The organism is Robertmurraya sp. GLU-23 (assembly GCF_052983275.1).
The window spans coordinates 108,099-133,172 of record NZ_JBRKCV010000003.1 but is presented as its reverse complement, the minus strand read 5'-3'; the positions used below and the strand labels follow the sequence as shown (position 1 = coordinate 133,172).

The following is a 25,074-nucleotide window of genomic DNA, read 5'->3' as shown; positions in this document are numbered from 1 at the left end:
CTATATGTATTTACTGCCTTCACGAATACTGAGCTTGGATAAAGACGAGCGTTCAATAAAATTCTTTACACTGCTCGGATTCGTTTTTGAGTATTCACGCAATGCCCAGCCAATCCCCTTTTGTATAAAAAACTCCTTGCTGTCGGCGTTTTCTCTACAATAACGATACAAAAGCTCTTCATTTGTATTCTTTTTATATTTTAATTGAAAAAGAATTGCTGCACGCCTTAACCATAAATCATCACCATACGCCCAATTATCAATCGTTTCCTTAATTACTTCTGGATGATCGGCTGCTATTTTTCCGACTGCTTTGGGACCGAGAACATCAACAGTGTCCCACCATGACTTGGTGGTGATGAGCTTTTCAATTCCAGGCAGATGCCGTTTTTCCAGCTTTTTTAACGATTTTTCCATATAATCAAGTGCAGCTGCTTGAAACTCCCTTTCTGGAAGGGCCCATACCTCTTCGACAAACTCTTCATTATATGGCTGTTTTAATAAACTGGTTTCCTCAAAAAACTGCTTCATAAGCTCACGTCTTAATGGCGTTTTGATTCCTAGAAAAGGAAATTGGTTTCGCATATATTTTTCCATATAATAAGCATTCTCGCGATTTCCATTCGCTCGAAATAATTTTGTTAGGATGAGGATCTCTTTCATACAGTGCTCCTTTATAGTGACATAACTTTATTGTAAGAGTTTTTTTGTAAATTTTCCAACAATGCAACTGTAAAAATTTATTAAATGGCCAAAATTCACGAAAGTAGGGGGGCCATTTTGAAGTGCTTTTCTTAAAATACGTGCTGAAATCAACAATCGTAATAAGCGGAGATTTTCCGGTTAGATGCAGATTGGAGCTCGTTTCGGGGTAAATAAAGGGAGGATTTCCGCTTATGCAACGTAAAACCTCCCCTTTTCCATTTTTTCGAGCCAATAGACGGAATCTCTCCGGCTATTTAAGCTTTTTTTAATAATAATTACTTATTAAGCGGAACTTCTCCGGCTATTTATCAGTTTGGATACTTAGCCTGAACTTGACTGATGATAGAGCTACCTGACTGTAGATGAGGGAAACCCCCTTTTACTAAATAGAAAAAGGCACGAACCCAGATGAGTTCATGCCTGTTCAGTCTTAGCTATCTTCCACCGCATTGGAAGCTGCTGATTCTTCTTAAATCCGTACCATAATAAACCCAACGTCTGTTTCTCCAACGGTAGCCGGCAATGGAATCTCTTCCAACATACGTTGGATAGAACCAGAAGCTACGACCGTTATTTAACCAAATATACGTGAAGCGGAATCGACATCTTCTAATGGCACCAGGGTCAACCGCGAAAGGAGAAAAACCTTGTTGCGGTGTGTAAGAAGGCGGTGGGCCTGATGGTGGACCGTATTGGTCACCTCCGCCGCCGCCAAATGGTGGGAAGCCTGCTCCTGGAAAGTCGTCATCCCCACCTGGGAAGCCCCCTCCAGGGAATCCGCCACCGCCTGGAAATCCGCCACCCGGGAAGCCCCCTCCAGGGAATCCGCCACCGCCTGGAAATCCGCCGCCCGGGAAGCCTCCTCCAGGGAATCCGCCGCCGCCTGGAAATCCGCCCGGGAAGCCTCCAGTTGTTGGCTGTTGTCGGTCATTTGAAAAATAATTCGGATGATAAAAGTTCACGTTCATACCCCTCTCTACATACATCTCGTTGTAATGTATGCAAAACGCCTACGAGGGGTGAGTGGTCATTTATTTTTCCTCGAGCTGATGAATCATATCTTGAACCTGTTCTGTCAGTTCATTGACCTTTTCAAAGTTCATAGCATCTGTATAAATTTGTTCTAGTTCTTGATTGTACTCATTTGATTCCTTTAAAAATCCCATCGCTTGATCCATCTTATTTTTATAGGCTGCTTTATGATTGGATATCTCTTCTTCGAAAATTTCATCCGTTCCACTAGCTATGACGGAGCCGTACATATCCACAATCTCGTCTCCATCGCGACTTGGAAAATATTCATGCGGTGCCGTACTGTCAAAGATGGCAATTCCCAGCTCCCTAACAATGACCATATCTAAACTATTTGGATCAAATCCACAATGATATACTTCTACATCTAATCCACGGACTTGTGCTTCTTCAGCAATTTTTCTTAGCATCGTTGATTTCCCAGATCCTGGTCTTCCTTTAATAAAATACCTTTTAGCCACATCCTCTGTTAAATTAGGAACATGGTCAACTGCTCCATCCGGAGTAGCTGCACCTAAAAATCGGTGCTTTACCGTTGATTCTTTATTTAAGGTCATATTTCCATAAAACTGTGATACTAATTTTCTAGTTAAATCATCTGCTTTCTGGAAATCCATCGCTTCAATATAGATTTTTTCCCAATTATCATGAATGCTTAACGCTTCGGCAAAGTGCTCATACGCTTTTTGTTTGGCATTACCTGCTAGCATTGACAATCTCAGAATTGGATCTTTTTGTTCTGTTAGTTTACTTGAGTCCCAGCCTTCTCCTAGGTTTACGTATTCCTCTATTGCACCCATTGCCCTTGGGGTAATCGTATAGAAACTCGAACCGTTCACGATTCCCACCTTGAGCTCTGGAATGATCACACCATCAACAGAGGAAGTATCTAGCGGACAATGCATGTATTCCACTTGATAATCTCTTCCCGCCCAGTATTCTCCCACTTTCTTCATAAGTGTTGATTTTCCTGTACCTGGTGCCCCTTGCAATATAAAAACCTTCTGTAAATCTTTTAAACAGTCATCAAATAAACTATGAAAACCCTTAGCTGTATTTCCGCCAGCATAGTAGTTTCTAATACTCCCAGCCATCCGCACACATCCTTTGCTGAAAATTCATACATGGAGCATTAGAAATATATGCGTTTCTCTCCTTGTCTTAGCACATAATCTAACATAGAGGATGACCCCAAATGATTTTTACTTATTCATTCGTAAGTTCGGCTAATTTCCCACCTGTAACAAAAAGTAAGTCTTGCAGCTTCAGCTCCATTTGGACTCCGATTTTCCCACCGCTCACGATGATGGAAGATAACTCTTCTGCACTCTCGTCAACTACAGTTGGGTACTGTTTTTTCATCCCTATGGGTGAGCAACCGCCACGAATATAACCTGTCCATTTTTGAATATCCTTGACGGGGATCATCTCTATTTTTTTCTCACCACATGCTTGCGCCCCTTTTTTCAGGTTTAACTCTTTCTCAACAGGAACAATAAAAACATACAGTTGCTTGCTCGCACCTTGGGCAACAAGCGTTTTATACACCTGCTTTGGGTCTTTTCCTATCTTTTCTGCCACAGACACTCCATCAATTTTCCCATCATGTGAATCGTACGTGATTAATTCATAGTCTATTTTTTTACTATCTAGAATTCGCATCGCATTGGTTTTTGCCTGCTTCGCCATACACCGCACCCTTTTTATTTTTTATATTACGAAAAAAGACAGGGAGATACAATTCCCTGCCACTGAAGGTGTATTTAATAACGGAATATTGGTGTTTTCCTCTCAACTACTTCTCGACCGATTGAGATATACGTGATATCCGCTTGTTTCGCTTCTTCAAGCTTATAACAATTTCGACCGTCAATAAGGAGTGGTTCGCTCATCATTCGTTTGTACTTGTCGAGTGGAAAATCCTTAATTTCTCCCCATTCCGTCACAATGCATACTAAATCTGCTTGCTCGATAGCGTTTTCTATCGTTTTCGAATAGTGGATTGTATTTTGATATCTCTTTTTGACATGATGAAGAGCAATAGGGTCGTACACCCGGACATGGGCCCCTGCTTCTAATAAATCATCCATTAATGGAATAGAGGGAGCGTCCCTTATATCATCTGTATTTGGTTTAAAGGAAAGACCCAAAACAGCAACGGTTTTTCCTTTAACCGTCCCCATACGGTCCACCGCTTTTTCAAAAAGAAGGGACTTTTGCTTTTCATTCACCTTAATAACGGATTGGAGAATTTGAAACTCGTATCCGTACAGACTTGCCACATTTTCTAATGCTTTCGTATCCTTTGGAAAACAGGACCCACCAAAACCAATTCCTGCCTTTAAAAAAGGCGTACCAATTCGACTGTCCATCCCCATTCCAAGTGCAACATCCTCTACATTTGCACCCGCAAATTCACAAAGCTTTGCGATTTCGTTAATAAATGAAATTTTTGTCGCTAAAAAGGTATTGGACGCGTACTTAACCATTTCCGCACTTCGTCTACTCATATGAACAATTGGAATCTGAAGAGGTTGAAAGATTTTCTCCACTTTCTCCTTGGCATCCTTGTGATTAGAACCAATAACAATTCGGTCACCGTGAAACGTATCATAGATGCCCGAACCTTCTCGCAAGAATTCAGGGTTTGAGACTACATCAACAGACACACCTTTCTCGTCAAATCTTGCTTGGATCTGATCATTCGTACCAATGGGGACGGTGCTTTTTGTTACGACAATTTTATAAGAATTGATATGTTGTGCGATGGTTTCTACAGCTTGATCTATGAACGTTAGGTCTGCCGCTCCATCTTCTTTTTGTGGAGTGCCAACTGCTAGAAAAATCACTTCGGATTCCTTATAAGCTTGCTTTGCATCTGTTGAAAAGTGGAGCCTTTTTGCGATAAGCTGCTTTAACAGAAGCTCTTCTAAACCTGGTTCATAAATTGGACATTGTCCCGCTTTAAGCATATTGATTTTTTGTTCATCACGATCAAAACAAACCACCTCATGCCCTATTTCAGCTAAGCATACACCGGTTACCAATCCAACATACCCTGTCCCGCAGACGGTAATTTTCATCCAGACCACCCCCACTGATATCTACTCTGTCTTATTATCAGTATAGTTTGTATGAGTGGAGAGAATTGCTAAGATCGTGTTAAGAAATTGAAAAGACCATACCGAGTGGATATGGTCTTTTCGAGCAGTATTATGTCAAACGATATACCCTTGTTTCAAATGGTTTTAATGTAAATCCGTTGATGTTTTCATGTTGATCCATCTCATAATTCGCTAATAACAGCTGATTGTGTTTTAACTCTAATCCGTCTACAGCAAAGCTTGCTTCTTCCCCTGTTAGATTCGCTAAAACCACGACCTTATCGTTTTCGCTTTCTCGTGTGTACACGTAAATTTGTGGATCTTCTTCTAATAGAAGCTCATATTTACCGTACGTAAACACTTCATTGTTCTTTCTCAGTTGAATCATTTTTTTATAAAAGGAAAGGATAGATTGTTCGTCCTCTAGCTGTTTTTTTACATTTATATCTTTATAGTTTGGGTTCACCTTCATCCAAGGTGTTCCTGTTGTAAATCCAGCTTCGTGCTCATCTGACCATTGCATCGGTGTACGGCTGTTGTCTCTTGAAGTGGCCCAAATGATATCCATAATATCCTCATGTGAAACCCCTTCTTCACGCTTCAAACGATACATATTCTTAACAGCCACATCATCATAGTCATCTATACTTGCAAAGTGGACATTGGTCATTCCTATTTCTTGACCTTGATAAATAAATGGTGTCCCCTGCATCAAGAAATACATCGCGGCCATACTTGTTGCACTTTCGTACCAGTATTCTTTGTCGTTCCCCCATGTGGAGACAATTCGCGGTTTATCGTGATTTTCAATAAACAACGCATTCCAGCCGTCGTTTTCTAATCCCTTTTGCCAGCGTGTGAGCACTTTTTTCAAGCCTAAAATATCAAGACCTTTGGCAGGATCGGTATCCCAAAGATCCAGATGCTCAAACTGGAATACCATGTTCATTTTACCCTCTTCTTCTCCTACCCAAAGATGTGCTTCGTCTACTGACACCCCATTTGCTTCTCCTACCGTCATCACATCATATTTTCCGTACGTCTTCTCTTGCATCTCGGAAAGGAATTCATGAATTCCTTCCTGGTTCATATGCATGTCAAAAGAAGAAACGTATTTCTTATTCTCGGGATTTGGCATATCCGGGAATTCTGGACGTTTTTTAATATGGCTAATCGCATCAATTCGGAACCCATCTATGCCTTTTTCTAACCAGTAATTCATCATACTATAAACAGCCTCACGAACCTCCGGGTTTTCCCAATTCAAGTCAGGCTGTTTAGTTGAAAACACATGCAAATAGTATTGCTGTGTTTGCTCATCGTATTGCCAAGCAGAACCTCCGAAAATACTTTCCCAGTTATTCGGCTCTGCCCCATTTTTCCCATCCCGCCAAATATACCAATCGCGCTTCGAATTGTCCTTTGATTGACGTGATTCGATAAACCATTGATGCTCATCACTTGTGTGATTAGGGACCAAATCAATAATTAGCTTCATTTCACGATCATGAACGGCAGCTAAAAGAGCATCAAAGTCCTCCATCGTCCCGAAGTCTTCCATAATGTCTTCATAATCAGAAATATCGTATCCATTATCGTCATTCGGTGATTTATACATGGGACAAATCCAGATCACATCAATCCCAAGATCTTTTATATAATCAAGGCGCCCAATGATTCCCTGTAAATCGCCAATTCCATCTCCATTTGAATCCTGGAAGCTTCTTGGATAAATCTGATATGCCACGGCTTCCTTCCACCATATCTTCTTCATACATTACCCCTCTGACATTCTATTTTTTCATGCTATAAATTATTTTTTAAGTGCGCAATCGTTTGCATAAAATGAGATAAAAAATACCCCATTAAAAGGTTGCGCTGTTGTTTATAGTTTAATGCCTACATGGAATTTACGCAATACTGATTTCTTTTTTGCTCCGTTGCGAATGAACCCTTTCAATTAACCACCCCACTTAACCCAAAAAATCATCTGGCCGTCCTAAAAAACGGCCAGTTTCCCATTCAAGATTCACTCATCAGTGATTTATGAATAAAAATGGCTGCTTGAAGACCTTCTCCCATCGCAACAGTCACTTGCTCGGAATGTGCGACCACATCACCTGCTGCCCATACATGTTTGATATTGGTCATTTTGGAACGAGGGTCAACAAGGATATGTTTATTTTCCATGCGTTCCACTCCCAGTTGAGCAGCAAGCTCAGAACGTACCTCGTTGTTTCCAAATGCGACAAATCCGTGGTTTGAAACTAACTGAGTTCCATCTGCCAAGGTGACACCTTGAAACTGGCCGTTATTCTCCTGTACCTGATCAATCGCCTGTTCATAGTACTCAATATTCTCCTTTTTAAGCTGTTTAAGTAGTTTTTCATCCACTTCTTTTCGCTCGTGATTCACATAAACTAGCTTTTTTGACCAAAACAATAAAGTCAACGCCGCATTGGCTCCAACATTACCAGAGCCGATCACAATACATTCCTCGTCTTTAATTTCGTATCCATCACAATCAGGACATATATACACACTCTGACCTAGGCACGGGTACAGCTCAGGGATAGGTGGAATCCGGTCCATAACTCCAGTTGCAATTAACAATCTCTTTGCCTTTTTCTCGTCTCCATGATGAGTGGTTACATGAAAGACCTCTTTTTTCTTCTCCACCTTTTCAACCTTTTCTAGTAAAAATTCGACTCCATACTGCTTTGCCTGTTTCTCCCCAATCGACCGTAAATACTCCCCGCTCACCCCGGATGGATAACCGAGTACATTGTGATAGCTTCGGCACAGAGTAGACCGGCCATCTCCGGAATCAATCACGAGCACTTTATACATATATCTTCCTAACTGTATGGCACACTGTAATCCAGCAATTCCTCCACCGATAATCACGCAATCATACATCACTGTTTTCCGCTCCTTTCTACCTCCTTACCTTGCCCAACTACCGCGTATTTTTTGCTATAAAAGAAGAAAAAGCTGACCCACTAAGGGCCAACTTTCACATAATTGCCTTTTGTTGTTGTGTACGTACTAAATCTGCATAAAATCCGTTTTGTTTCAGAAGCTCTTTGTTTGAACCTTTTTCAATCACTTGACCATCCTTTAATACTACGATTAAGTCTGCATTTTGAATCGTGTTAAGGCGGTGGGCGATCACAAAGGTGGTTCGGCCCTTCATCAGTCTTTCTAACGCCTCAATAATTTTCATTTCCGTAATCGTATCAATGCTGCTTGTCGCCTCGTCTAGAATCAACAGAGCTGGGTCCGCTAATAACGCACGGGCAATGGATAGCAACTGTCGCTGTCCGTGACTAATTCCTGCTCCCTCCCCGTTTAGCACGGTATCGTATCCATGGGGAAGCTTCATGATAAAATCATGTGCATTTGCTTCTTTCGCTGCCTGAGCCACCTCTTCATCAGTAGCATCTAGACGACCAAATCGAATATTTTCTCGAACGGTTGACTCAAAAAGGATGGAATCCTGTAAAACAAAACCAATTTGCTTTCTTAAGCTGTCTCGTGTAATTTCCTTGCTATCTCTTCCATCAATCCAAATCGTACCCTGATCACTGTCATAAAACCGAGCAAGCAAGGAAATCACCGTCGTTTTGCCCGCTCCCGTTGGTCCAACTAATGCAACCGTCTCACCAGCTCTTGCTTGAAAACTGACATCCCTTAATGTCGCAAGGCCCTTATCATAGGAAAAGCCAACCTGATCGAATACAATTTCTCCATGCAAACGATCAATCGATATTGCTTTCCCTTCATCCTCCTGTTCGTCTTTTTCATCCACGATTTGAAACACACGCTCAGCACCAGCTACAGCCGATAAAATCATGTTGAACTGGTTGGCGAGATCATTTAATGGTCTCGTGAACTGCCTAGAGTATGTAGTAAAGGTAACAATAATACCGATCGAAACCGTCCCCTTAATGGCAAGAATTCCACCAATCCCAACAATGATCGCAAAGCTGACGTTATTTAGCATGTTCATCAGTTTCGGAATAAAACCTGAGTATGTTTGTGCCCAATAATTTGTTTTCTTTAACGCATCGTTTTTCTCCGCAAATTGCCCAATGACTTTTCGTTCTTGCGAGTACATTTTTACAATTTTTTGACCAGACAGTGTTTCCTCGATAAAACCGTTCATATCACCGAGTGTTTTTTGCTGCTCCTTAAAAAACCTCCCTGTTCGGTTCGTAATCCATTTCAGTCCAGCAAACATGACAGGAACGATTGTTAATGTTAATACCGTTAGCAACGGGCTCAGCCATAACATCATGGCAACCGTTCCTATAATTGTTAATGTGCTTGTCACCACTTGTAAAATAGCTGTGTTTAATGTTCGACTAACATTTTCCATATCATTTGTTAAGCGGCTCATAAGCTCCCCATGCTGACGCTTCTGGAAAAAGGAAATAGGAAGCATATGTAGCTTTTTAAAAAGCTGATTTCTCATTCGAAAAACAATTTCTTGAGCGATTCCAATCATCCAATAGTTTTGGAAAAATAGGGCCCCTGATTGCAAAAGAAAGACGATGATGACTCCAAATAACAATAATAAAAATCGTTCTTTATTGGTTCCCGCTATCACATCGTCAACCGCCACTCCTAATAGATAAGGACCAATCAAGGAAAAAACAGAACTTGCAATTACCATAAAAAGAACCCAAGAAAGCAGGGTCTTTTCTTTGTTTGCGTAGCCAAGAACCCTAAGCAGTGTTACTTTCATATTCTTTGCTTTTGGCTTTGTTTGAGGTTTATGCAAGCTGCTCCATCTCCTTTTGCATCTGGGACTTGTAAATTCTACGGTAGCTGTTACTTTCTTTTAGCAATTGTTCATGCGTCCCTTTTGCGACTAATCGGCCTTCTTCAAGAAGAAGAATTTGATCGGCTTTTATAACCGAACTAATTTTTTGAGCTATGATAAATGTGGTACATGCTTGTTCCTTAATCGAGGCTAGAATATTCGCCTCTGTTTTGGCATCAAGCGCACTCGTACTATCATCCATTAACAAGATACTTGGCTGTCTTACAATTGCCCGCGCGATGGAGAGACGTTGCTTTTGACCACCTGATAAATTTACCCCACGCTGTCCTACCATGGTTTCGTATTGATGTGGGAGAGTCATGATGAACTCATGAATTTCTGCCTTTTTTGCAGCTTCTATGATCTCATCAAAAGTGGCATTCTCCTTGCCCCAGCCAATATTCTCTTTTACTGTTCCCGTAAATAAATGGGCTTCTTGCGGGACCATTCCGATTTGCCTCCGCAATTCTTCCTTCTCACACTTAGTAATATCCTCATCATCAATCGTAATTTGTCCTTCAGTTGCCTCAAACAAACGAGGAATTAACTGAAATAAGGATGTTTTTCCTGACCCTGTTTCCCCTAAGATTCCAATTCTTTGACCTGCCTCGGCCGTAAAGCTAATGTTATCCAGTGTTGGCTTGAGCGATTGTGGATAGTGGAAACTCACCTGTTGGAATTCCACTCTTCCGTCTATGATTTTTCCTGTTGAAGAAGTCTTTAGCTGTTCAGCATTTGTCTCTTGTTCAAGTATTTCAACAAGCCTTCCTGAAGAAGCTTGTGCCCTTGAGTAATTCATCATAACAAATGAAAAAACGGTAAAAGCAAACATAATTTTCGTTCCATAATTCAGAACAGCGACGATTTCTCCCGCTTGTGCCCCACCCATATCCATCTGAAGAGAGCCAAACCAAAGAATGATCACCATCGCAACATTCATTCCGAACATAAGAATAGGCATGGTCATCTCCATGATTTGAAGGGCTTTCTTATTATCTTCTCTTAGCAGCTTGTTTACCTTTTCGAACCGTCCCTGCTCATGGTTACCTCTTGTAAACGCTTTAATAAGACGGATACCTACTAAATTTTCCTGAATGATACTGTTCACTGTATCAAGCTTTTTTTGAACAAGCTGAAAAAGAGTGACTCCTTTTCGAATAAGTGTCAAAACAATTACCAATAAGAGAGGAACGGAAATAAGCAGAATAGTAGCAAGCTTCACATTTACCGTGAACGCCATAATCATACCACCCAAAATAAACAAAGGAGCTCGGAGTGCAATTCGTAAGCTCATAAAAAGAAAGTTTTGTATTTGAGTTACATCGTTTGTAAGCCTCGTAATTAAGCTAGAAGTGGGAATTTCCTGAAAGTCCTTAAAGGCAAATTGTTGGATCTTTTCAAACAAGTCTCTCCTAAGATCGTAACCGACCCCTTGACCTACTTGCGAGGAGTAAAAGGAGTTTATAATTCCTGCAACAAAGGCGATAAAAGAAAGAAGTAGGAGAATGCCTCCCCATAGGTAAACAGGACTCATGTCTCCGTTTGTAATGCCTTCATCAATGATTTTTGCCATGAGTAAAGGCTGTATAAGCTCCACTACCAACTCAAAGCCGGTAAGTGATAAAGCGATGATCGTTGCATATTTATAGGGAAATATATATTTAAAAAGCTTCTTCATGGCGGATCCCTCCATTTCCATTACAGAAAATCTACAAATTATTTAGCTACCCTCAATATTTTAATTGTAACATATTAATAGAGTGTACAAAATATTCAATCATCTTTCATGGCAAACAAAAAAGCCTTATGCAGGCTCTTCAAGTAAGGGCTATTGATTTTTTTGAATTCCGAATCTAGCGTTAATTTGGCCACGAAGCATTTTGTTACGGAGTTTTTCATCTTTGGCTAAATTATTTTTCTTAATCATATCCTGCCTAATTTCGTACGTTCGAACGCCTTCTTCTCGCTTATTCGCTATTTCTATTAGCGTTTCTACATCAGAGAATGAATACTTTCGGTTTCCTCGTTCAGACCGCTCAGGGAAAATGAGCTTTCTTTCCTCGTAATAACGGATTTGCCTTTCGGAAAGTCCTGTTAATTCACTAACTACACCAATCGTTATGACTTTTCGACTTTTATATGATGTATCTTCCCCCATGGTTTATTCCTCCGTTTCCCACACCGTTTGCTTCTAGATTATACCATTACCTTACACAATAGACGTCTAACCTGTAAGATTTTCTAACAAGTTTTAAATATGATGTTAATTAAACTAACACTCGGGGTGATAAGTACTTCCATTCCGCTTACAATAACGTTAATACCAATCAGAAAGGATGAACTCCCCATGGCGCTTCTAAGAGAAATGGTTGAGAAAAGGCGAAAAGAGTATGAGAGTTTCCTAACAAAAGCCGGTGCCCTCACAGTTCGTAAAGACTCAGCTGATTTCACTCTTACCGAAATGGAAGAGGTCTATAGAAAATGGGTAGCATCAAGAAAGAAAAAGGAAAGGAAGAATGATGATGAAAACTGAAGATGCGATTACCTTAGCCAAGATGATTATTGAACTAGATCTACTTCGAGACGAAATCTGGGAGAGTCTAACAAGTGAAGCTGGTGAAAAAGCTTATGAAATTCTTCGAAACGTTCAAAATAGTTAAATCAAAAAGCCTGCTGACATGAATCAGCAGGCTTACCTTTTTTCATACTTATACAAGCAGCTATCGTAAGCTTTGTGGTACATATACGCAAAACGGTTCACTTGCTAAGTAGTCCCCTGTCATAGCATATGCTCTAGAACGGGAACCTCCACAAATTTGACGGTACTCACACATTCCACATTTTCCTTTGTAGAGGTCTGGATTACGAAGTTCCTTTAAGACTGGTGATGTTCGATAAATATGATCTAACCGATTCTCACGGATATTCCCGACTTTTATTGGCAGCAAGCCGCTCGGATACACATCTCCGGTATGAGAAACAAAGATAAATCCATTTCCATCATTCACACCCTTCGGCGCTCGCTTTAAACCATCTCGGATTCTGTTCTGATCCATCGTCATGGTATCTTCGTAGCGAATATGACCTGTTTCAATTTTATGCTCTTTCATTTTTTGCTGAAGAACCACACGCCGATAATGCTGCGCTGCCGTTGTTTTAATATCATACGGGACTTTTTTACTTAAGTCGTACAACCACTTAAATACCTTTTCATGTTCAAGCGGCGTTAAACAATCATCCACTTGGCCTCTTCCCGTAGGTACGAGTAAAAAGATATACCACATCACCACATCAAGCTCTTCCATTAGCTTGGCCATTTGCTCAAGATGGTCATAGTTATAACGCGAAATCACTGTGTTGATCTGAAGCGGCATGTTTAACTCACGCAAGTACGCCACTTTCTCAAGTGTTAAGTCAAATGAACCAGGAATGCCACGGAATTGGTCATGGATCTCAGCAGTCGGTCCATCCAAGCTAAATCCCCACCTTGATAACCCCACCTGCTTTGCTAGTCTCATCTTCTCCTTTGTCACATTGACCGTTGCACTAGGAGTCATAGAAACTCGCATTCCTTTTTTAACCGCATAATGTGCTAGCTCCAGTAGATCTTCGCGCATCATACAATCACCACCACTAAAAACTAGCATTGGGTTGTTCATTTCATAAATTTCGTCGATTAAAGCAATCCCTTCTTCATGGGTTAACTCATTTGGGTCTGGCGTCAGCTGTGCGTCCGCTCGACAGTGCACGCACTTAAGCTGACAAGCTCTCGTTACTTCCCATATGACAATAAACGGATTTTGGCTGTAATCAACAGGAACATGTTTCCCATGCATCGTATCACCTAACCATCTTTTTAATTTTTCAATGTTCTCATTATAGGAGTTAACAAACTCGTTGAATCATCCATATTGTTACAATCCTCTTACACTTGCTACTTTCTATTAAGAATTCGTTGTCGTATAGTGAAAGTAGCTGATTATTTCAAGGAAAAAGGAGAAAACCCATGCTATTACCTTGTCTTACTGATGTGTTAACATTCACCAAACAGCTCGTTCAAATTGAAAGTGTCGTCAATACAGATGGAGAAAAAGTCATCTCACATTCATTGCATACACTCCTGACTTCATTTCCTTATTTTCAAGAAAACCCTTCACATCTCGTCATTGAACCAACCATTGATGATGATTACGAAAGATATAATGTTCTTGCCTTTGTAAAAGGAACAAAAGGAACAAGCAGCCGCACGGTCATTCTAATGGGGCATGTGGATACCGTTGGGATAGATGATTTCAATCAATTAAAAAGCCTTGCTTGTTATCCTGACGACCTAGCTGAAGCTTTAAAGAAAGAAAACTTAGCTGAAGAGGTAAGGGAACAGCTTGAATCTGGGGACTGGCTCTTCGGTAGAGGCACTCTGGATATGAAGAGCGGACTTGCGAGCCACCTTTATCTACTAAAATACTACTCCGAACATCCTGAAGAGCTTAATGGAAATCTGGTCTTCTTGGCAGAATGTGACGAGGAGGACAGTTCAAACGGAATTTTATCATCGTTAAAAACATTAAAAAGATGGAAAACGGAGCATCACTTCGACTATGTTGCAGCGATTAACGCTGATTTCGTAGCTCCACGATTCAAAGGGGATCAAAATCGATACATATACAAAGGAACTGTCGGAAAGCTCCTGCCTTCCTTTTTCATCACCGGTGCAGAAACACATGTCGGAGCTTGCTTTGAAGGATTAGACCCCAATTTTTTAGCAGCCGAGTTAACGCAGCAAATCAATTATAATCCGGAGCTTTGCAACGAGGCGTTAGGGGAAACGACCGTCCCTCCTGTATCTCTAAAACAAATGGATATGAAGCCTTCATATGACGTACAAACCGCCTTAGCTGCGTATGTGTACTATAACTTTTTTATTCATTCGTGGACGCCAAAGGATGTCATCGACAAGCTGACCGAACAAGCGACCATTGCTTTTGATCGTGCCTTACGTACATATGATGAGCGCTATAAAAATTATTATAAAATTAGCGGAGAAACTTACCGACCCCTTTCATGGAAAACACGAGTGTTTACTTATGAGCAGATGGAAGAAAAGCTGCTTGCTGATCATGGGGATACGTACAAAGAACATATGAACCAATTTAAAGATCACCTGCAGCAGGACAAATCATTGGATAGCCGGATGTATGCCGCGCGTGTAGTAGAGGAAGCATGGAAATGGATGAAGGACAAGAGCCCTGCCATGATATTGTTTTATTCATCATTGTATTCACCAAGAATTGAACTAACAGGGAAAACATCTGATGAATCCATCCTTATTGAGGCACTTGATGATGCAGTTGCTGAAGTACAGCCAGACTACCCATTTCCGATCGTCACACGTAACTTTTTCCCTTATATCTCTGATATGAGCTTTGTTGCATTAAGCGATGATGATGCAGGCCTACAAGCAGTCACAAACAACAATCCAAGCTGGGGACGGAAGCACTATATCAATTTCCAAGATATACGAGATATTAATGTTCCTGTCATCAATATCGGACCATACGGAATTGACGCACACAAACGATTAGAAAGACTCGAAATGACCTACTCCTTAGAAGTGGTTCCCACACTAACCAAAAAAGTGATTGAGGGCGTATTAAAATAGGCGAGGGTTCTTCCCTCGCCTGTTTTGTTATCTGTATTTATACACGACTGCCTCGTATGGACGAAGCTTAATCGAAGTCACATCCGGCTTCCCTGGCTGCTCATAATTGCTGATTAGTACTTCTACATCACGGCAAATCATATCTTCTGGTAGCTTAAACACCGGTCGATGATCAGAGAAATTCAGGATTACCAACAGCTTTTCTTTTTTAAGTGTTCTCGTATAGGCATAGATTTGTTCATGATCATCAAGAAGTAAATCATATGTCCCATACACGATAACATCATTCTCTTTTCTTAATTTGATCAGCTTTTTGTAGTAATGGAAAATTGAATCCGGATCAGCCATTGCTTGTTCCACATTCACTTCTTTGTAATTTGGATTTGCAGCGATCCATGGCGTTCCTGTTGTAAAACCAGCATGTTCACTAGCATTCCACTGTACCGGTGTTCGCGCATTGTCCCGACCTTTCACATAAATGGACTCCATTACTTTTGCTTCATCTTCGTTGTTTTCTTTAACCTTTTCGTTATACATATTCAATGTTTCAATATCTTTATACTCTTTTATCGTGTCAAATTTGACATTTGTCATGCCAATTTCCTCACCTTGATAAATATAAGGAGTTCCTTGTAGAGTGTGAAGGAAGGTAGCAAGCATTTTTGCTGATTCTACTCGATACTTCCCGTCATTCCCAAATCGTGAAACCATACGAGGCTGGTCATGATTGTTTAAGTACAAGCTATTCCAACCTTCCCCTTCAAGTCCCTTTTGCCATTTAGTAAAATTGTCTCTCAAGTCTTTTAACTTCAACGGACGCAAATCCCATTTCCCACCTGGTCCTGAATCAAGATCCATATGTTCAAATTGAAACACCATATTTAGCTCATTTCGATCTGAACCGGTATAAAGCTTCGCCTGCTCCACATCTACACCTGGCGTCTCACCTACCGTAACGACACCTTTTGAAAGCACCTCTTTATTCATTTCCTGTAAATACTCATGTATTTTAGGACCATTAAAGAAATACTCTGCACCTGAAGCATACTTTTTTCCTTCTAGATTCGGTGCATCCTGATATCCTGCTTTAGAAATTAGATTGATTACATCCATTCGGAATCCATCAACACCCTTGTCCATCCACCAATTCATCATATCGTACACTTCTCTGCGAAGCTTTGGATTTTCCCAATTTAAATCAGGCTGCTTTTTACTAAATAGATGGAGAAAGTATTCGTCAGTGGTTTCATCATACTCCCATGCTGAACCGCTAAAAAATGATTCCCAATTCGTTGGCTCTTTGCCATCCTTTCCCTTGCGCCAAATATAATAATTCCGGTATNATCCATCAACACCCTTGTCCATCCACCAATTCATCATATCGTACACTTCTCTGCGAAGCTTTGGATTTTCCCAATTTAAATCAGGCTGCTTTTTACTAAATAGATGGAGAAAGTATTCGTCAGTGGTTTCATCATACTCCCATGCTGAACCGCTAAAAAATGATTCCCAATTCGTTGGCTCTTTGCCATCCTTTCCCTTGCGCCAAATATAATAATTCCGGTATGGATTGTCCTTGGACTTTTTCGCCTCAAGGAACCATCGGTGTTCATCTGATGAGTGGTTTACTACAAGGTCCATCATGAGCTTCATTTCCCGGTCATGCATCTCCTGAACTAAATGCTCCCAATCTGCCATCGTTCCAAACTCATCCATAATATCCTGGTAATCGCTTACATCATACCCATTATCGTCGTTTGGTGACTTATATACAGGAGAAAGCCAAATGATATCAACACCAAGCTCCTTTAAATAATCAAGCTTTTCAATAATACCTTGAAGATCACCAATTCCATCTCCATTGCTATCCTTAAAGCTTCGAGGGTAAATTTGATAAACGACACTTTCTTTCCACCATGATTGATCCATATGTATTTCTCCTCTCATATGCACTGGTTTTGTGCAATCGTTTGCTCTTACACTAGAATAGCATTTTATCACGCAAAAAAAAACAGCCTATCTCTTTGAAAGAAAGGCTATTTATTGACATATCTATTTCTCATTATGGGCTCTTTGTGCAAGCATTGATACAACTGCATCATCCATTGGCGGATTATGAAGACCCGCTCGAACATCTCGGTAATATCTTTGCAGTGGATTTTTATGATAAAGGCTTTGCGCTCCTACGATGCGCATTGCTTTGTCAACAATCTCCATGGCTGTATTGTTGACCACATGTTTCACCGCTGCAAGCTCCGCATGTAGTTCATAGCGATGTTCCAGATCTTGATCCCATCTTTCCGCAACGGAATAAAGGAAGGTTCTGGCGCTCATTAACTTCAGCTCCATTTCCCCGATAAGCTGACGAATATTAGGAAGCTCACTGATGGGACCTTTGATACTATTAGGTTTGTAATTATTTGCATATTTAACCGCATAATTTCTTGCTGCTAACGCGATTCCCATGTAACAGGCCGGTATATGCAAAAGCCACCCGCTTGCCTTCTTCTTTGATTCCTGGTCAAGAACTTGTACAAGCGCATCATAAGGAACTCTCACATTTTGTAAAACAATGTCATGACTTCCTGTTCCACGCATCGCCATAGTGTCCCATGTTTCGACGATTTCCAACCCTTTTGTTTCACGTGGAACAATAAACTGAGCAATTTCGCCATTTTCCTCCACCGCTGCAACGACAATAATATAATCTAGTACAGGGGACATCGTCGTAAACGTTTTTCGACCATTCAATACCCAATGATCTCCTTCTTGTACGGCAAGAGTTTGCGGTCTGCCTCCTCTTGTTGGACTCCCTGTTGCTGCCTCAGATACGGCACTGTTTAATAACGCTCCATTATGTACGATGTCTTTTGCAATTTTCTCAAAAGCACCATTTTTCCATAACTTCTTTTCGGCAGTATCCATGACAATTCCTAAATGCCAACCAATCGAAAGAGCAGTCGAGGCATCTCCCTGGGCGAGTCTTTCCTGCAGAAGAACAAGTTCATAAAGTGAAATCCCTTCTCCTCCCAACTCCTTTGGAACAGAAAGCTTCGTGTAGCCACTTTTCTTTAACTCCTCGATATTTTCATAGGGGAAGCTCCCCTCCCGGTCATATTGTTCTGAGCGTTCTTGAAAGGAATCAGCTAGCTTACTCACCATGTTATAGAGCTCTTTGTGACGGTTTGTTTTTAGAAAATACTGCTCATGATAACCCATTTTATTACTCCCTTCCCTTTCTTTTACATGCGAATTCAATTCTTTTTATCGTTCCTGCTTTTTATATAAGTATAACGGTACGGCTCTTTTGTTGTAAAAAAAGAACCTCTTAGAATATCTAAGAGGCCCATTGGTGACTAGTTAACTAATAAATGAAATAATCGTGACTCCTACGATTGCAACGAGGGACATATGCACCCCATTGGCTCGCAATCCAACCTGAACACCAGAAATTCCTGCAAAGCGGCTAACCATTAAGTTCAAACCAGAGAACGGACTAAGCGCCGTTGACATCGCCCAGGTGAGTAACAATAATAGCGCCAGAGAAATACTTGTTATCCCAAGCTCGGCAGGCTGAAGCTGCATCGCTAGCGCTCCGACAACAGCAATCTGGTGAATTCCCATATAGGTGAGTATAAGTACGATCATAATGACGGCTAGTGCAAAGAGGAAAAAGGACTCCTTTGCAAACCCAGTTAAGACAAAATTGACACCCTCTGCTAACGCGGTTCCTTTTATAGCAAAGGCAAGCATTCCCGCACTCATAAAGAGCATCATTTCATTATTCATCAGTGGAACGGTACGATCTCGATAATCGATTAACAGTGGGCGCATTTTCTCCCAGTTGCGAGGGAGAACGGCAAATGCTGCCGGAACAAGAACAGAAATCAGACAAACAATAACGATCATCGACCAATGGGTAGCCCACTCAATTAAAAGGCAAGAGCTCATTAACAAGACCACGAAGAAAACGAGTCGAATAAGCTGATTACGAATCTTGTTATCTAGTAAATGAGATGTTGTTGATTCCACATTCATAGGATTTCTCTTCTGCCAAAGGGCAAATAAGACATTTCCGATCAATAAAGACAAAGATGACAGAACGATTCCATATCCAATGTACTGAGTGAACGGAACATGTAAATAATGAAGCACTAATGAAACCGATGCAAAATAAGGAGACCAGAAAATGGCGGTCGTAAAACCAACGAGATAGCTTTTCGCCGACATCATCGATGGGAGCTTTAATTCATCTAAAAATTCATTGATAATCCGAACCGAACCTAGATTTAAGACCGGACTTAATAAAAACAAAGTACCTGTAATTCCGGCATATAATTTCTTTGGCTGCTGCATCAACTTTTTTAGAAGAAGAGCTACCGCCTCAAAGTACCCTCCGAATCGCAAGGGAATCGACAATAGAGGGGCTAACGTAATTAAACAAAGTAGAGGCAAAATAAGAAACAGGCCCTCACTTATTCCTTCAACCCCTGTCCCCTTCCCCATTTCAAGGACAGTTCCAAGTCCCATCATTAAAAAGCCAAGAAGTCTTGGTAAAGGGTCTGCTTTCGGAGCACTACCGACGAACGCAATTAAAGCTAGAGCCACCACCACATACCGAAGCCACGTAAGCTCTACAAAATATTGAATCAAATAAAGGCCACACATCGCTAAAACAAGGTAACTTCGCATAGGGCAACTTCTCCTAATGAACTGAACTAGTAATCTTATGTTTCATCGTACTCCTATCATTCGATAGATTCAATGAGTTCTTCTAGAAAAAATGGTTGAAATTAAAGGGAATGACCCCCTCATCCACCCACCCGCTTGAAAACAAACAAACAATTGCTGTATTCTTTAAAGGACAAAACACCTAAAGGATGTAAAAATAATGAGATTAAATAAATTTATTAGCGAATCGGGCTTTACTTCCAGACGCGGAGCAGACAAGCTCATTAGTGAAGGGAAAGTGTCCATTAACGGGCGTGTCGCTGAACTTGGGAGTCAGGTGGAAGCGGGAGACGATGTAAGGGTGAACGGCAAATCCATCGTGGTAGCGAGAAACTATGTATATATTGCGCTTAATAAACCCGTCGGAATTACGAGTACAACCGAGCGTCATATTAAAGGGAATATTATCGATCTCGTTAATCACCCACTAAGGATATTCCATATTGGAAGGCTTGATAAAGACTCCGATGGTTTAATTCTGCTTACAAATGACGGGGACATCGTCAATGAAATTCTTCGAGCCGAAAACAAACATGAGAAAGAGTATATTGTGACTGTAGACAGACCCATCACAAAAGAGTTTGTCGCAAAAATGTCATCGGGTGTAGAAATTCTTGATACAAAAACCCTTCCTTGTAAAGTAGAGCAGCTTTCAAAGTACGTGTTTAAAATTATTTTAACACAAGGATTAAACCGACAAATTCGTCGCATGTGTTCAAGCTTAGGGTACGGAATCGTTCGCCTTCAGCGTACTAGAATTATGAACATTCATCTTGGCAGCCTCCCTCTTGGTCAGTGGAGAGATTTAACAAAAGAAGAAAAAAGGGAACTGTTTAAAGACCTGAATTACGAACCGAAACAGTGAAAAAGCTGAAGGGTATTCTTCAGCTTTTTCTATTAATGATGGCTGGTTTACCGATGGGATAATATTCAATTTCTTCACAGTTCCGAACGGCCTCTTCCGAATAACTGTTTCTTCCATCAAATACGATTGGCTCTTTCATATGAGAAATAACTTCTGATAATACGAGCTGTTTGATTTCCTTCCACTCCGTAACGATAAAGACTGCATCTGCGTCTTTTAACGCCTCTTCTACCGAAGTAGCATATGTGATTTGTTCTCCAAAAATCATTTTCGCATTACGAGTTGCCACTGGGTCGTATCCGATTACGGTTGCTCCTTCTTTCAGTAAAGAATGGATAATTGTAATCGAAGGTGCTTCTCTCATATCATCTGTCTCCGGTTTAAAAGCAAAGCCTAATACAGCTATTTTCTTATGCTTTAGATTTCCGAAACGATTCAGAGCCTTATTCACAAGAAGCTGCTTTTGTCGGTTGTTAATCATCATCGTTTCTTCAATCATTGAAAAAGGCACCTGATATTCTTTCGCGATAGCTAAAAGAGCACTAACATCCTTAGGAAAACAGGACCCGCCATAACCGATTCCACTTTGTAAAAAGGCCGCCCCTATTCGTTGATCTAGACCCATTCCCTTCGATACATCTTCTACGTTTGCACCTACTGCCTCACACAGATTTCCTATATTATTAATAAAGCTAATTTTCGTTGCTAAAAAAGCATTCGATGCATACTTAATCATTTCTGCACTTCTTGCATCTGTCGTGACAACCCGAGCATTTAGAGGAGCATACATCTTTTCGATTACTGCAGCTGCCTCCTTGTTCTCACACCCAATCACAATGCGGTCAGGATGTAATGTATCTAGCACAGCTGATCCTTGCCGCAAAAATTCCGGATTGGATACAACGGAAGGCGAGATTTTCTTTTGACCAGTTGCCTCCAGTAATTCTCTCACCTTTTCATTTGTGCCAACAGGTACGGTACTCTTTATCACAATGATTGCTTCTTCTTTTAAATAGGGAGCAGCATCTTGGATTGCCTGAAATAGATACATTAAGTCTGCTTCCCCACTACTTTTCTGAGGAGTACCCACCGCAACGATAATGGCTTCAGCCTTCTCCAAGCCCTCTTGATGCGACGTGGTAAACTGCAATCGTTTGGCATCCATATTATTCGTTATCAATTCTTCCATTCCTGGTTCATAAATGGGGGATTTTCCCCCACGAAGAAGGTTTATTTTTTCCTCACTCGTATCAATGCATGTAACGTGGTGGCCGATTTCCGCTAAACAAACACCTGTAGATAATCCTACATACCCCGTTCCAATTACAGCTATTCTCATACTCCATCATTCTCTCGTTGTTGAAAATCCATATTCTCATAGATGTCTCTTATATACTCTAGAACCACTTCCCTCATGTCTTCCCTTCTTAGCGCAAAATCGAGTGTTGCTTTCACAAACCCGAGTTTGTCTCCAATATCGTAACGTGTACCTTCAAATGAATAAGCAAATACAGCTTGTTCTTTATTCAGTTCATTAATTGCATCAGTTAGCTGCAACTCAACATTAGGAACGATCGGTAATGACTCAAGCTTTTCAAAAATTTCTGGTCTAAATACGTATCTTCCGATAATCGCATAGTTTGAGGGAGCATCCTCCTTCTTTGGCTTTTCGACTAATGAATCTAGTGAAAATAGATTAGGAATTCCGATGGCTCCTTTCGGTTTCACAATTCCGTACTTGCTTACCTCATCATCGCTCACTGTTTGAACAGCCACAACCGAACTATTGCAGTATTCGAAAACATTCATGAGCTGCTTTAAGCAAGGTACTTCTGATTCCACAATGTCGTCACCGAGCATGACGGCAAACGGCTCCTGCCCAATAAAGCTTTTCGCACATAGAATCGCATGACCCAATCCAAGTGGTTCCTTTTGACGTACATAATAGATGGTTACTAAACTGGATAACTTCCGAATTTCTTCTAGAAGCTCTACCTGATTTTTCCTTGTTAATGTGTCTTCGAGCTCATAAGATTTATCAAAATGATCTTCAATCGAACGTTTGCCTCGCCCGATTATAATCACAATTTCCTTTATTCCAGCTGCGACTGCCTCTTCGACAATATATTGAATCGTCGGTTTATCGACGATGGGAAGCATTTCTTTTGGCTGTGCCTTTGTTGCTGGCAGGAATCTTGTTCCCAATCCTGCAGCAGGGATAATTGCCTTTCGTACCTTCATCCTTCACCCTCCCCTCTAGTCCTCTCTGCCGATTGAAGCGGGAGGTACTCTCTTTCCATGAATTTTCTCAAACTACGTGGAAGCATCTTTTTACGACGTCTAATTAAATACTGAGAAAGTATTTTTTTCTCTTCTGCATTTACTTGCCAATCATCAGGAATGATGCTGACAATTTCCTCAATTAGAAAGTTAGGGATGGTTTGAATCACTTTTATTGCTTCATAAAAATCCGATTCATCCTTTACAAATTGGGCCATTAAACGATGAGTCGCACTTTTTAATATTTTCACGGGAAGATCTTCTACTTGTTCTCCTGTCCAGTTATAGGAACCAAAGCATTCCGCATGGTCAATAATCCATAGATGATACGTCTCATTGCCCGCTTCTTTTAGTAGTATATTTTTCTTCGTTCGATCGCGGTTTGATAACCAGTAATCAAATAAAATAATTGAGGCTAGCTGTTGCTCGTTTACAATTCCCTTAATTTGAGAGACTTCATGTCCGTTGTAACAACCAGAAATATATCGTGAGGCAAACTGATAGCGACTGGGACTTTCGCTAAAATCAGGAATTTGAGCGGAGAATTCCGCTGGTATTTCCACAATTTGAGCATAGGGAATTGGTAGCTGTAAGTATCTGGCTAAGCAGTATGCTACCCATTCGTTTGGCAATGATTTTTCGAACCCTGGTATGAAATACTTCACTGCATACTCATATCCATCGTCAAACCTGATTAAGTGAGTGTTTGATTTCCCTTCTAACTTCTTTACGTATGAAACCGGCTTAATCATCCACCTTCACCACACCATCTTTACCTGTTTCTTTTTGCATGATTGCTAGTAAAAACTGGACATATTTCTCGGCCACTCGATGAATATGAAAGTGCTCAAGTGTGTGTAAGATTGCCGCTTCAGACATCTCTTTCTGTACTACTGGCTGGTCGATAATGAAATATAGCTTCTTGATTGCCTCATCAATATTCATTCCGTAAAACAGTTTCCCTGTTTCTCCATCTTTTACAATCTCTGTGACGGGCATCATGCGAGACGCAACCACTGGGACTCCACAAATCATAGATTCCACAAAGGTGTTCCCAAATGACTCCGTTTTTGTAGTCGCGATTGTACAGCCACCAGATTGACGAATCTTTGCATACACATGTGGCATTTGCTGGTAAGGAATGACCGGAAACCACTTGATGATGTCGGTTAATCCTTCTTCTTTCCACTTTGCCGCAAACTCATCTCTCTGCACACTTTGTGCTCCACCAATGATCCAAAATTCAATATCCTCTCGTTCCTGTTTTACTCTTTTAGCGATTTCCACAAGCATTGGCCAGTTCTTCCTTTTATCCAATCGTCCAATCCAACCGATTACCTTTTTATCCTTTGGCAGGCTGGGCTCAGCATCATAATCGATTTCTTCTTCATTAAGTGCATGATAATAAGCTGGATCAATTCCGTTATAAATCACCTCGATTGGAATTCCTTCAATAAGGATGGATACAAGCCCTTTTTGATAATGGGAGGGAACAATGACTGCAACCGGTTGAATGCCGTAAAAGTTCTGGAGATGAGGAGTGAGTTTTATAAGTTCCGGGGTACGTGCTTCAACTATTACTGGTCCATTGTAATTGGCCATTTGTAGCCATTTAAAAGCATCCTTTGTGTCAACAACAATGATTGCGTCATATTGATTATCTTGTATGATTTTCACTATTTCGTTTTTGTCCTTCGTCAAATAAACGGGAGCGATATCTTCCATAATATGCATACCACCGTGATCTGTCGTATACAGAAACTCTGTTTTTATGCCATATTTTTTAAAATAAATCGCCCGGTTACGCCACCCAGCATTCACTCCTCCAACCGTGAGTAGACGCCAGATTACTAGTATTTTCATCATGACT

General features: G+C 40.8%; 22 protein-coding genes. 4 read left to right on the top strand and 18 right to left on the bottom strand.

The window, feature by feature from the left end; all coding sequences use genetic code 11:
* The 10 genes from ACVBAX_RS08105 to ACVBAX_RS08060 form a co-directional block, all read right to left on the bottom strand.
* A complete protein-coding gene (locus ACVBAX_RS08105; RefSeq protein ID WP_447116591.1) occupies positions 1–663 on the bottom strand; it encodes a DNA alkylation repair protein in 663 nt (220 codons plus the stop codon).
* A gap of 476 nt (positions 664–1,139) precedes the next feature.
* Entirely contained in the window at positions 1,140–1,673 is a 534-nt protein-coding gene (locus tag ACVBAX_RS08100) for a hypothetical protein (protein WP_447116590.1), read from the bottom strand.
* Positions 1,674–1,736: 63 nt separating this feature from the next.
* Positions 1,737–2,831, bottom strand: a complete 1,095-nt coding sequence (locus tag ACVBAX_RS08095; protein ID WP_447116589.1) for a PRK06851 family protein — start codon at positions 2,829–2,831, stop codon at positions 1,737–1,739.
* A gap of 112 nt (positions 2,832–2,943) precedes the next feature.
* Positions 2,944–3,426: a Cys-tRNA(Pro) deacylase gene (gene ybaK / locus ACVBAX_RS08090; protein WP_447116588.1), complete on the bottom strand. Its 483-nt coding sequence runs from the start codon at positions 3,424–3,426 to the stop codon at positions 2,944–2,946.
* A 74-nt stretch (positions 3,427–3,500) separates the two neighbouring features.
* A complete protein-coding gene (locus ACVBAX_RS08085; protein WP_447116587.1) occupies positions 3,501–4,820 on the bottom strand; it encodes a UDP-glucose dehydrogenase family protein in 1,320 nt (439 codons plus the stop codon).
* 130 nt (positions 4,821–4,950) lie between these two features.
* Positions 4,951–6,615 (bottom strand): glycoside hydrolase family 13 protein, encoded by a 1,665-nt coding sequence (locus tag ACVBAX_RS08080; RefSeq protein ID WP_447116586.1) that lies wholly within the window; start codon positions 6,613–6,615, stop codon positions 4,951–4,953.
* A gap of 248 nt (positions 6,616–6,863) precedes the next feature.
* Positions 6,864–7,760, bottom strand: a complete 897-nt coding sequence (locus tag ACVBAX_RS08075; protein ID WP_430774653.1) for an NAD(P)/FAD-dependent oxidoreductase — start codon at positions 7,758–7,760, stop codon at positions 6,864–6,866.
* A 97-nt stretch (positions 7,761–7,857) separates the two neighbouring features.
* On the bottom strand, positions 7,858–9,591 hold the full coding sequence (locus ACVBAX_RS08070) for an ABC transporter ATP-binding protein (protein ID WP_447116731.1): 1,734 nt from the start codon (positions 9,589–9,591) through the stop codon (positions 7,858–7,860).
* Positions 9,592–9,619: 28 nt separating this feature from the next.
* Entirely contained in the window at positions 9,620–11,347 is a 1,728-nt protein-coding gene (locus tag ACVBAX_RS08065; RefSeq protein ID WP_447116585.1) for an ABC transporter ATP-binding protein, read from the bottom strand.
* A gap of 150 nt (positions 11,348–11,497) precedes the next feature.
* Positions 11,498–11,827 (bottom strand): MerR family transcriptional regulator, encoded by a 330-nt coding sequence (locus ACVBAX_RS08060; protein WP_066057067.1) that lies wholly within the window; start codon positions 11,825–11,827, stop codon positions 11,498–11,500.
* A 189-nt stretch (positions 11,828–12,016) separates the two neighbouring features.
* On the opposite strand from ACVBAX_RS08060, the gene ACVBAX_RS08055 reads away from it, so the two are divergent.
* Both ACVBAX_RS08055 and ACVBAX_RS08050 read left to right on the top strand, forming a co-directional pair.
* A complete protein-coding gene (locus ACVBAX_RS08055) occupies positions 12,017–12,202 on the top strand; it encodes a hypothetical protein (protein WP_430774422.1) in 186 nt (61 codons plus the stop codon).
* Complete coding sequence (locus ACVBAX_RS08050; protein WP_447116584.1) at positions 12,192–12,329, top strand: hypothetical protein; 138 nt, start codon at positions 12,192–12,194, stop codon at positions 12,327–12,329. The genes ACVBAX_RS08055 and ACVBAX_RS08050 overlap by 11 nt, the downstream gene beginning before the upstream one ends.
* Positions 12,330–12,389: 60 nt before the next feature.
* Here ACVBAX_RS08050 and ACVBAX_RS08045 read toward each other — a convergent pair whose 3' ends face one another.
* A complete protein-coding gene (locus ACVBAX_RS08045; RefSeq protein WP_447116583.1) occupies positions 12,390–13,505 on the bottom strand; it encodes a TIGR04053 family radical SAM/SPASM domain-containing protein in 1,116 nt (371 codons plus the stop codon).
* Between the two features lie 170 nt (positions 13,506–13,675).
* Between ACVBAX_RS08045 and ACVBAX_RS08040 the strand changes: the two genes are divergently transcribed.
* Entirely contained in the window at positions 13,676–15,328 is a 1,653-nt protein-coding gene (locus ACVBAX_RS08040) for a M20/M25/M40 family metallo-hydrolase (protein ID WP_447116582.1), read from the top strand.
* Between the two features lie 27 nt (positions 15,329–15,355).
* Here ACVBAX_RS08040 and ACVBAX_RS08035 read toward each other — a convergent pair whose 3' ends face one another.
* From ACVBAX_RS08035 to ACVBAX_RS08025, 3 genes are all read right to left on the bottom strand, one after another.
* A complete protein-coding gene (locus ACVBAX_RS08035; protein WP_447116581.1) occupies positions 15,356–17,257 on the bottom strand; it encodes a glycoside hydrolase family 13 protein in 1,902 nt (633 codons plus the stop codon).
* Between the two features lie 123 nt (positions 17,258–17,380).
* Positions 17,381–18,547 carry an acyl-CoA dehydrogenase family protein gene (locus tag ACVBAX_RS08030; protein ID WP_447116580.1) on the bottom strand — a complete coding sequence of 389 codons (1,167 nt, stop codon included), beginning with the start codon at positions 18,545–18,547 and terminating at the stop codon, positions 17,381–17,383.
* A 141-nt stretch (positions 18,548–18,688) separates the two neighbouring features.
* Positions 18,689–20,020 (bottom strand): hypothetical protein, encoded by a 1,332-nt coding sequence (locus ACVBAX_RS08025; RefSeq protein ID WP_447116579.1) that lies wholly within the window; start codon positions 20,018–20,020, stop codon positions 18,689–18,691.
* Positions 20,021–20,219: 199 nt separating this feature from the next.
* Between ACVBAX_RS08025 and rluF the strand changes: the two genes are divergently transcribed.
* A complete protein-coding gene (rluF, locus tag ACVBAX_RS08020; protein ID WP_447116578.1) occupies positions 20,220–20,924 on the top strand; it encodes a 23S rRNA pseudouridine(2604) synthase RluF in 705 nt (234 codons plus the stop codon).
* 19 nt (positions 20,925–20,943) lie between these two features.
* Here the strand turns inward: rluF and ACVBAX_RS08015 are convergent, their stop codons facing one another.
* The 4 genes from ACVBAX_RS08015 to ACVBAX_RS08000 are packed head-to-tail and all read right to left on the bottom strand — an operon-like array spanning position 20,944 to position 25,067.
* The gene (locus ACVBAX_RS08015; protein ID WP_447116577.1) at positions 20,944–22,263 is read right to left on the bottom strand and encodes a UDP-glucose dehydrogenase family protein; all 1,320 of its coding nucleotides are present in this window, start codon (positions 22,261–22,263) and stop codon (positions 20,944–20,946) included.
* Entirely contained in the window at positions 22,260–23,165 is a 906-nt protein-coding gene (gene galU / locus ACVBAX_RS08010; RefSeq protein ID WP_430774413.1) for a UTP--glucose-1-phosphate uridylyltransferase GalU, read from the bottom strand. The genes ACVBAX_RS08015 and galU overlap by 4 nt, the downstream gene beginning before the upstream one ends.
* Entirely contained in the window at positions 23,162–23,956 is a 795-nt protein-coding gene (locus ACVBAX_RS08005; RefSeq protein WP_447116576.1) for a HipA family kinase, read from the bottom strand. The genes galU and ACVBAX_RS08005 overlap by 4 nt, the downstream gene beginning before the upstream one ends.
* The gene (locus ACVBAX_RS08000; protein WP_447116575.1) at positions 23,949–25,067 is read right to left on the bottom strand and encodes a glycosyltransferase family 4 protein; all 1,119 of its coding nucleotides are present in this window, start codon (positions 25,065–25,067) and stop codon (positions 23,949–23,951) included. Before ACVBAX_RS08000 ends, ACVBAX_RS08005 begins: the two co-directional genes overlap by 8 nt.
* Between the last annotated feature and the right edge of the window lie 7 nt (positions 25,068–25,074).

Bases quoted from the DNA above. Each gene is read 5' to 3' on its own strand.
- ACVBAX_RS08070 (WP_447116731.1), bottom strand. From the start codon at position 9,591: ATGAAAGTAACACTGCTTAGGGTTCTTGGCTACGCAAACAAAGAAAAG.
- ACVBAX_RS08045 (WP_447116583.1), bottom strand. From the start codon at position 13,505: ATGCATGGGAAACATGTTCCTGTTGATTACAGCCAAAATCCGTTTATT.
- rluF (WP_447116578.1), top strand. From the start codon at position 20,220: ATGAGATTAAATAAATTTATTAGCGAATCGGGCTTTACTTCCAGACGC.
- ACVBAX_RS08085 (WP_447116587.1), bottom strand. From the start codon at position 4,820: ATGAAAATTACCGTCTGCGGGACAGGGTATGTTGGATTGGTAACCGGT.
- ACVBAX_RS08030 (WP_447116580.1), bottom strand. From the start codon at position 18,547: ATGGGTTATCATGAGCAGTATTTTCTAAAAACAAACCGTCACAAAGAG.
- ACVBAX_RS08075 (WP_430774653.1), bottom strand. From the start codon at position 7,760: ATGTATGATTGCGTGATTATCGGTGGAGGAATTGCTGGATTACAGTGT.
- ACVBAX_RS08015 (WP_447116577.1), bottom strand. From the start codon at position 22,263: ATGAGAATAGCTGTAATTGGAACGGGGTATGTAGGATTATCTACAGGT.
- ACVBAX_RS08050 (WP_447116584.1), top strand. From the start codon at position 12,192: ATGAAAACTGAAGATGCGATTACCTTAGCCAAGATGATTATTGAACTA.
- ACVBAX_RS08000 (WP_447116575.1), bottom strand. From the start codon at position 25,067: ATGAAAATACTAGTAATCTGGCGTCTACTCACGGTTGGAGGAGTGAAT.
- ACVBAX_RS08005 (WP_447116576.1), bottom strand. From the start codon at position 23,956: ATGATTAAGCCGGTTTCATACGTAAAGAAGTTAGAAGGGAAATCAAAC.
- ACVBAX_RS08065 (WP_447116585.1), bottom strand. From the start codon at position 11,347: ATGAAGAAGCTTTTTAAATATATATTTCCCTATAAATATGCAACGATC.
- ACVBAX_RS08025 (WP_447116579.1), bottom strand. From the start codon at position 20,020: ATGCGAAGTTACCTTGTTTTAGCGATGTGTGGCCTTTATTTGATTCAA.
- ACVBAX_RS08040 (WP_447116582.1), top strand. From the start codon at position 13,676: ATGCTATTACCTTGTCTTACTGATGTGTTAACATTCACCAAACAGCTC.
- ACVBAX_RS08060 (WP_066057067.1), bottom strand. From the start codon at position 11,827: ATGGGGGAAGATACATCATATAAAAGTCGAAAAGTCATAACGATTGGT.
- ACVBAX_RS08100 (WP_447116590.1), bottom strand. From the start codon at position 1,673: ATGAACGTGAACTTTTATCATCCGAATTATTTTTCAAATGACCGACAA.
- ACVBAX_RS08055 (WP_430774422.1), top strand. From the start codon at position 12,017: ATGGCGCTTCTAAGAGAAATGGTTGAGAAAAGGCGAAAAGAGTATGAG.
- ACVBAX_RS08105 (WP_447116591.1), bottom strand. From the start codon at position 663: ATGAAAGAGATCCTCATCCTAACAAAATTATTTCGAGCGAATGGAAAT.
- ACVBAX_RS08095 (WP_447116589.1), bottom strand. From the start codon at position 2,831: ATGGCTGGGAGTATTAGAAACTACTATGCTGGCGGAAATACAGCTAAG.
- ACVBAX_RS08080 (WP_447116586.1), bottom strand. From the start codon at position 6,615: ATGAAGAAGATATGGTGGAAGGAAGCCGTGGCATATCAGATTTATCCA.
- ybaK (WP_447116588.1), bottom strand. From the start codon at position 3,426: ATGGCGAAGCAGGCAAAAACCAATGCGATGCGAATTCTAGATAGTAAA.
- galU (WP_430774413.1), bottom strand. From the start codon at position 23,165: ATGAAGGTACGAAAGGCAATTATCCCTGCTGCAGGATTGGGAACAAGA.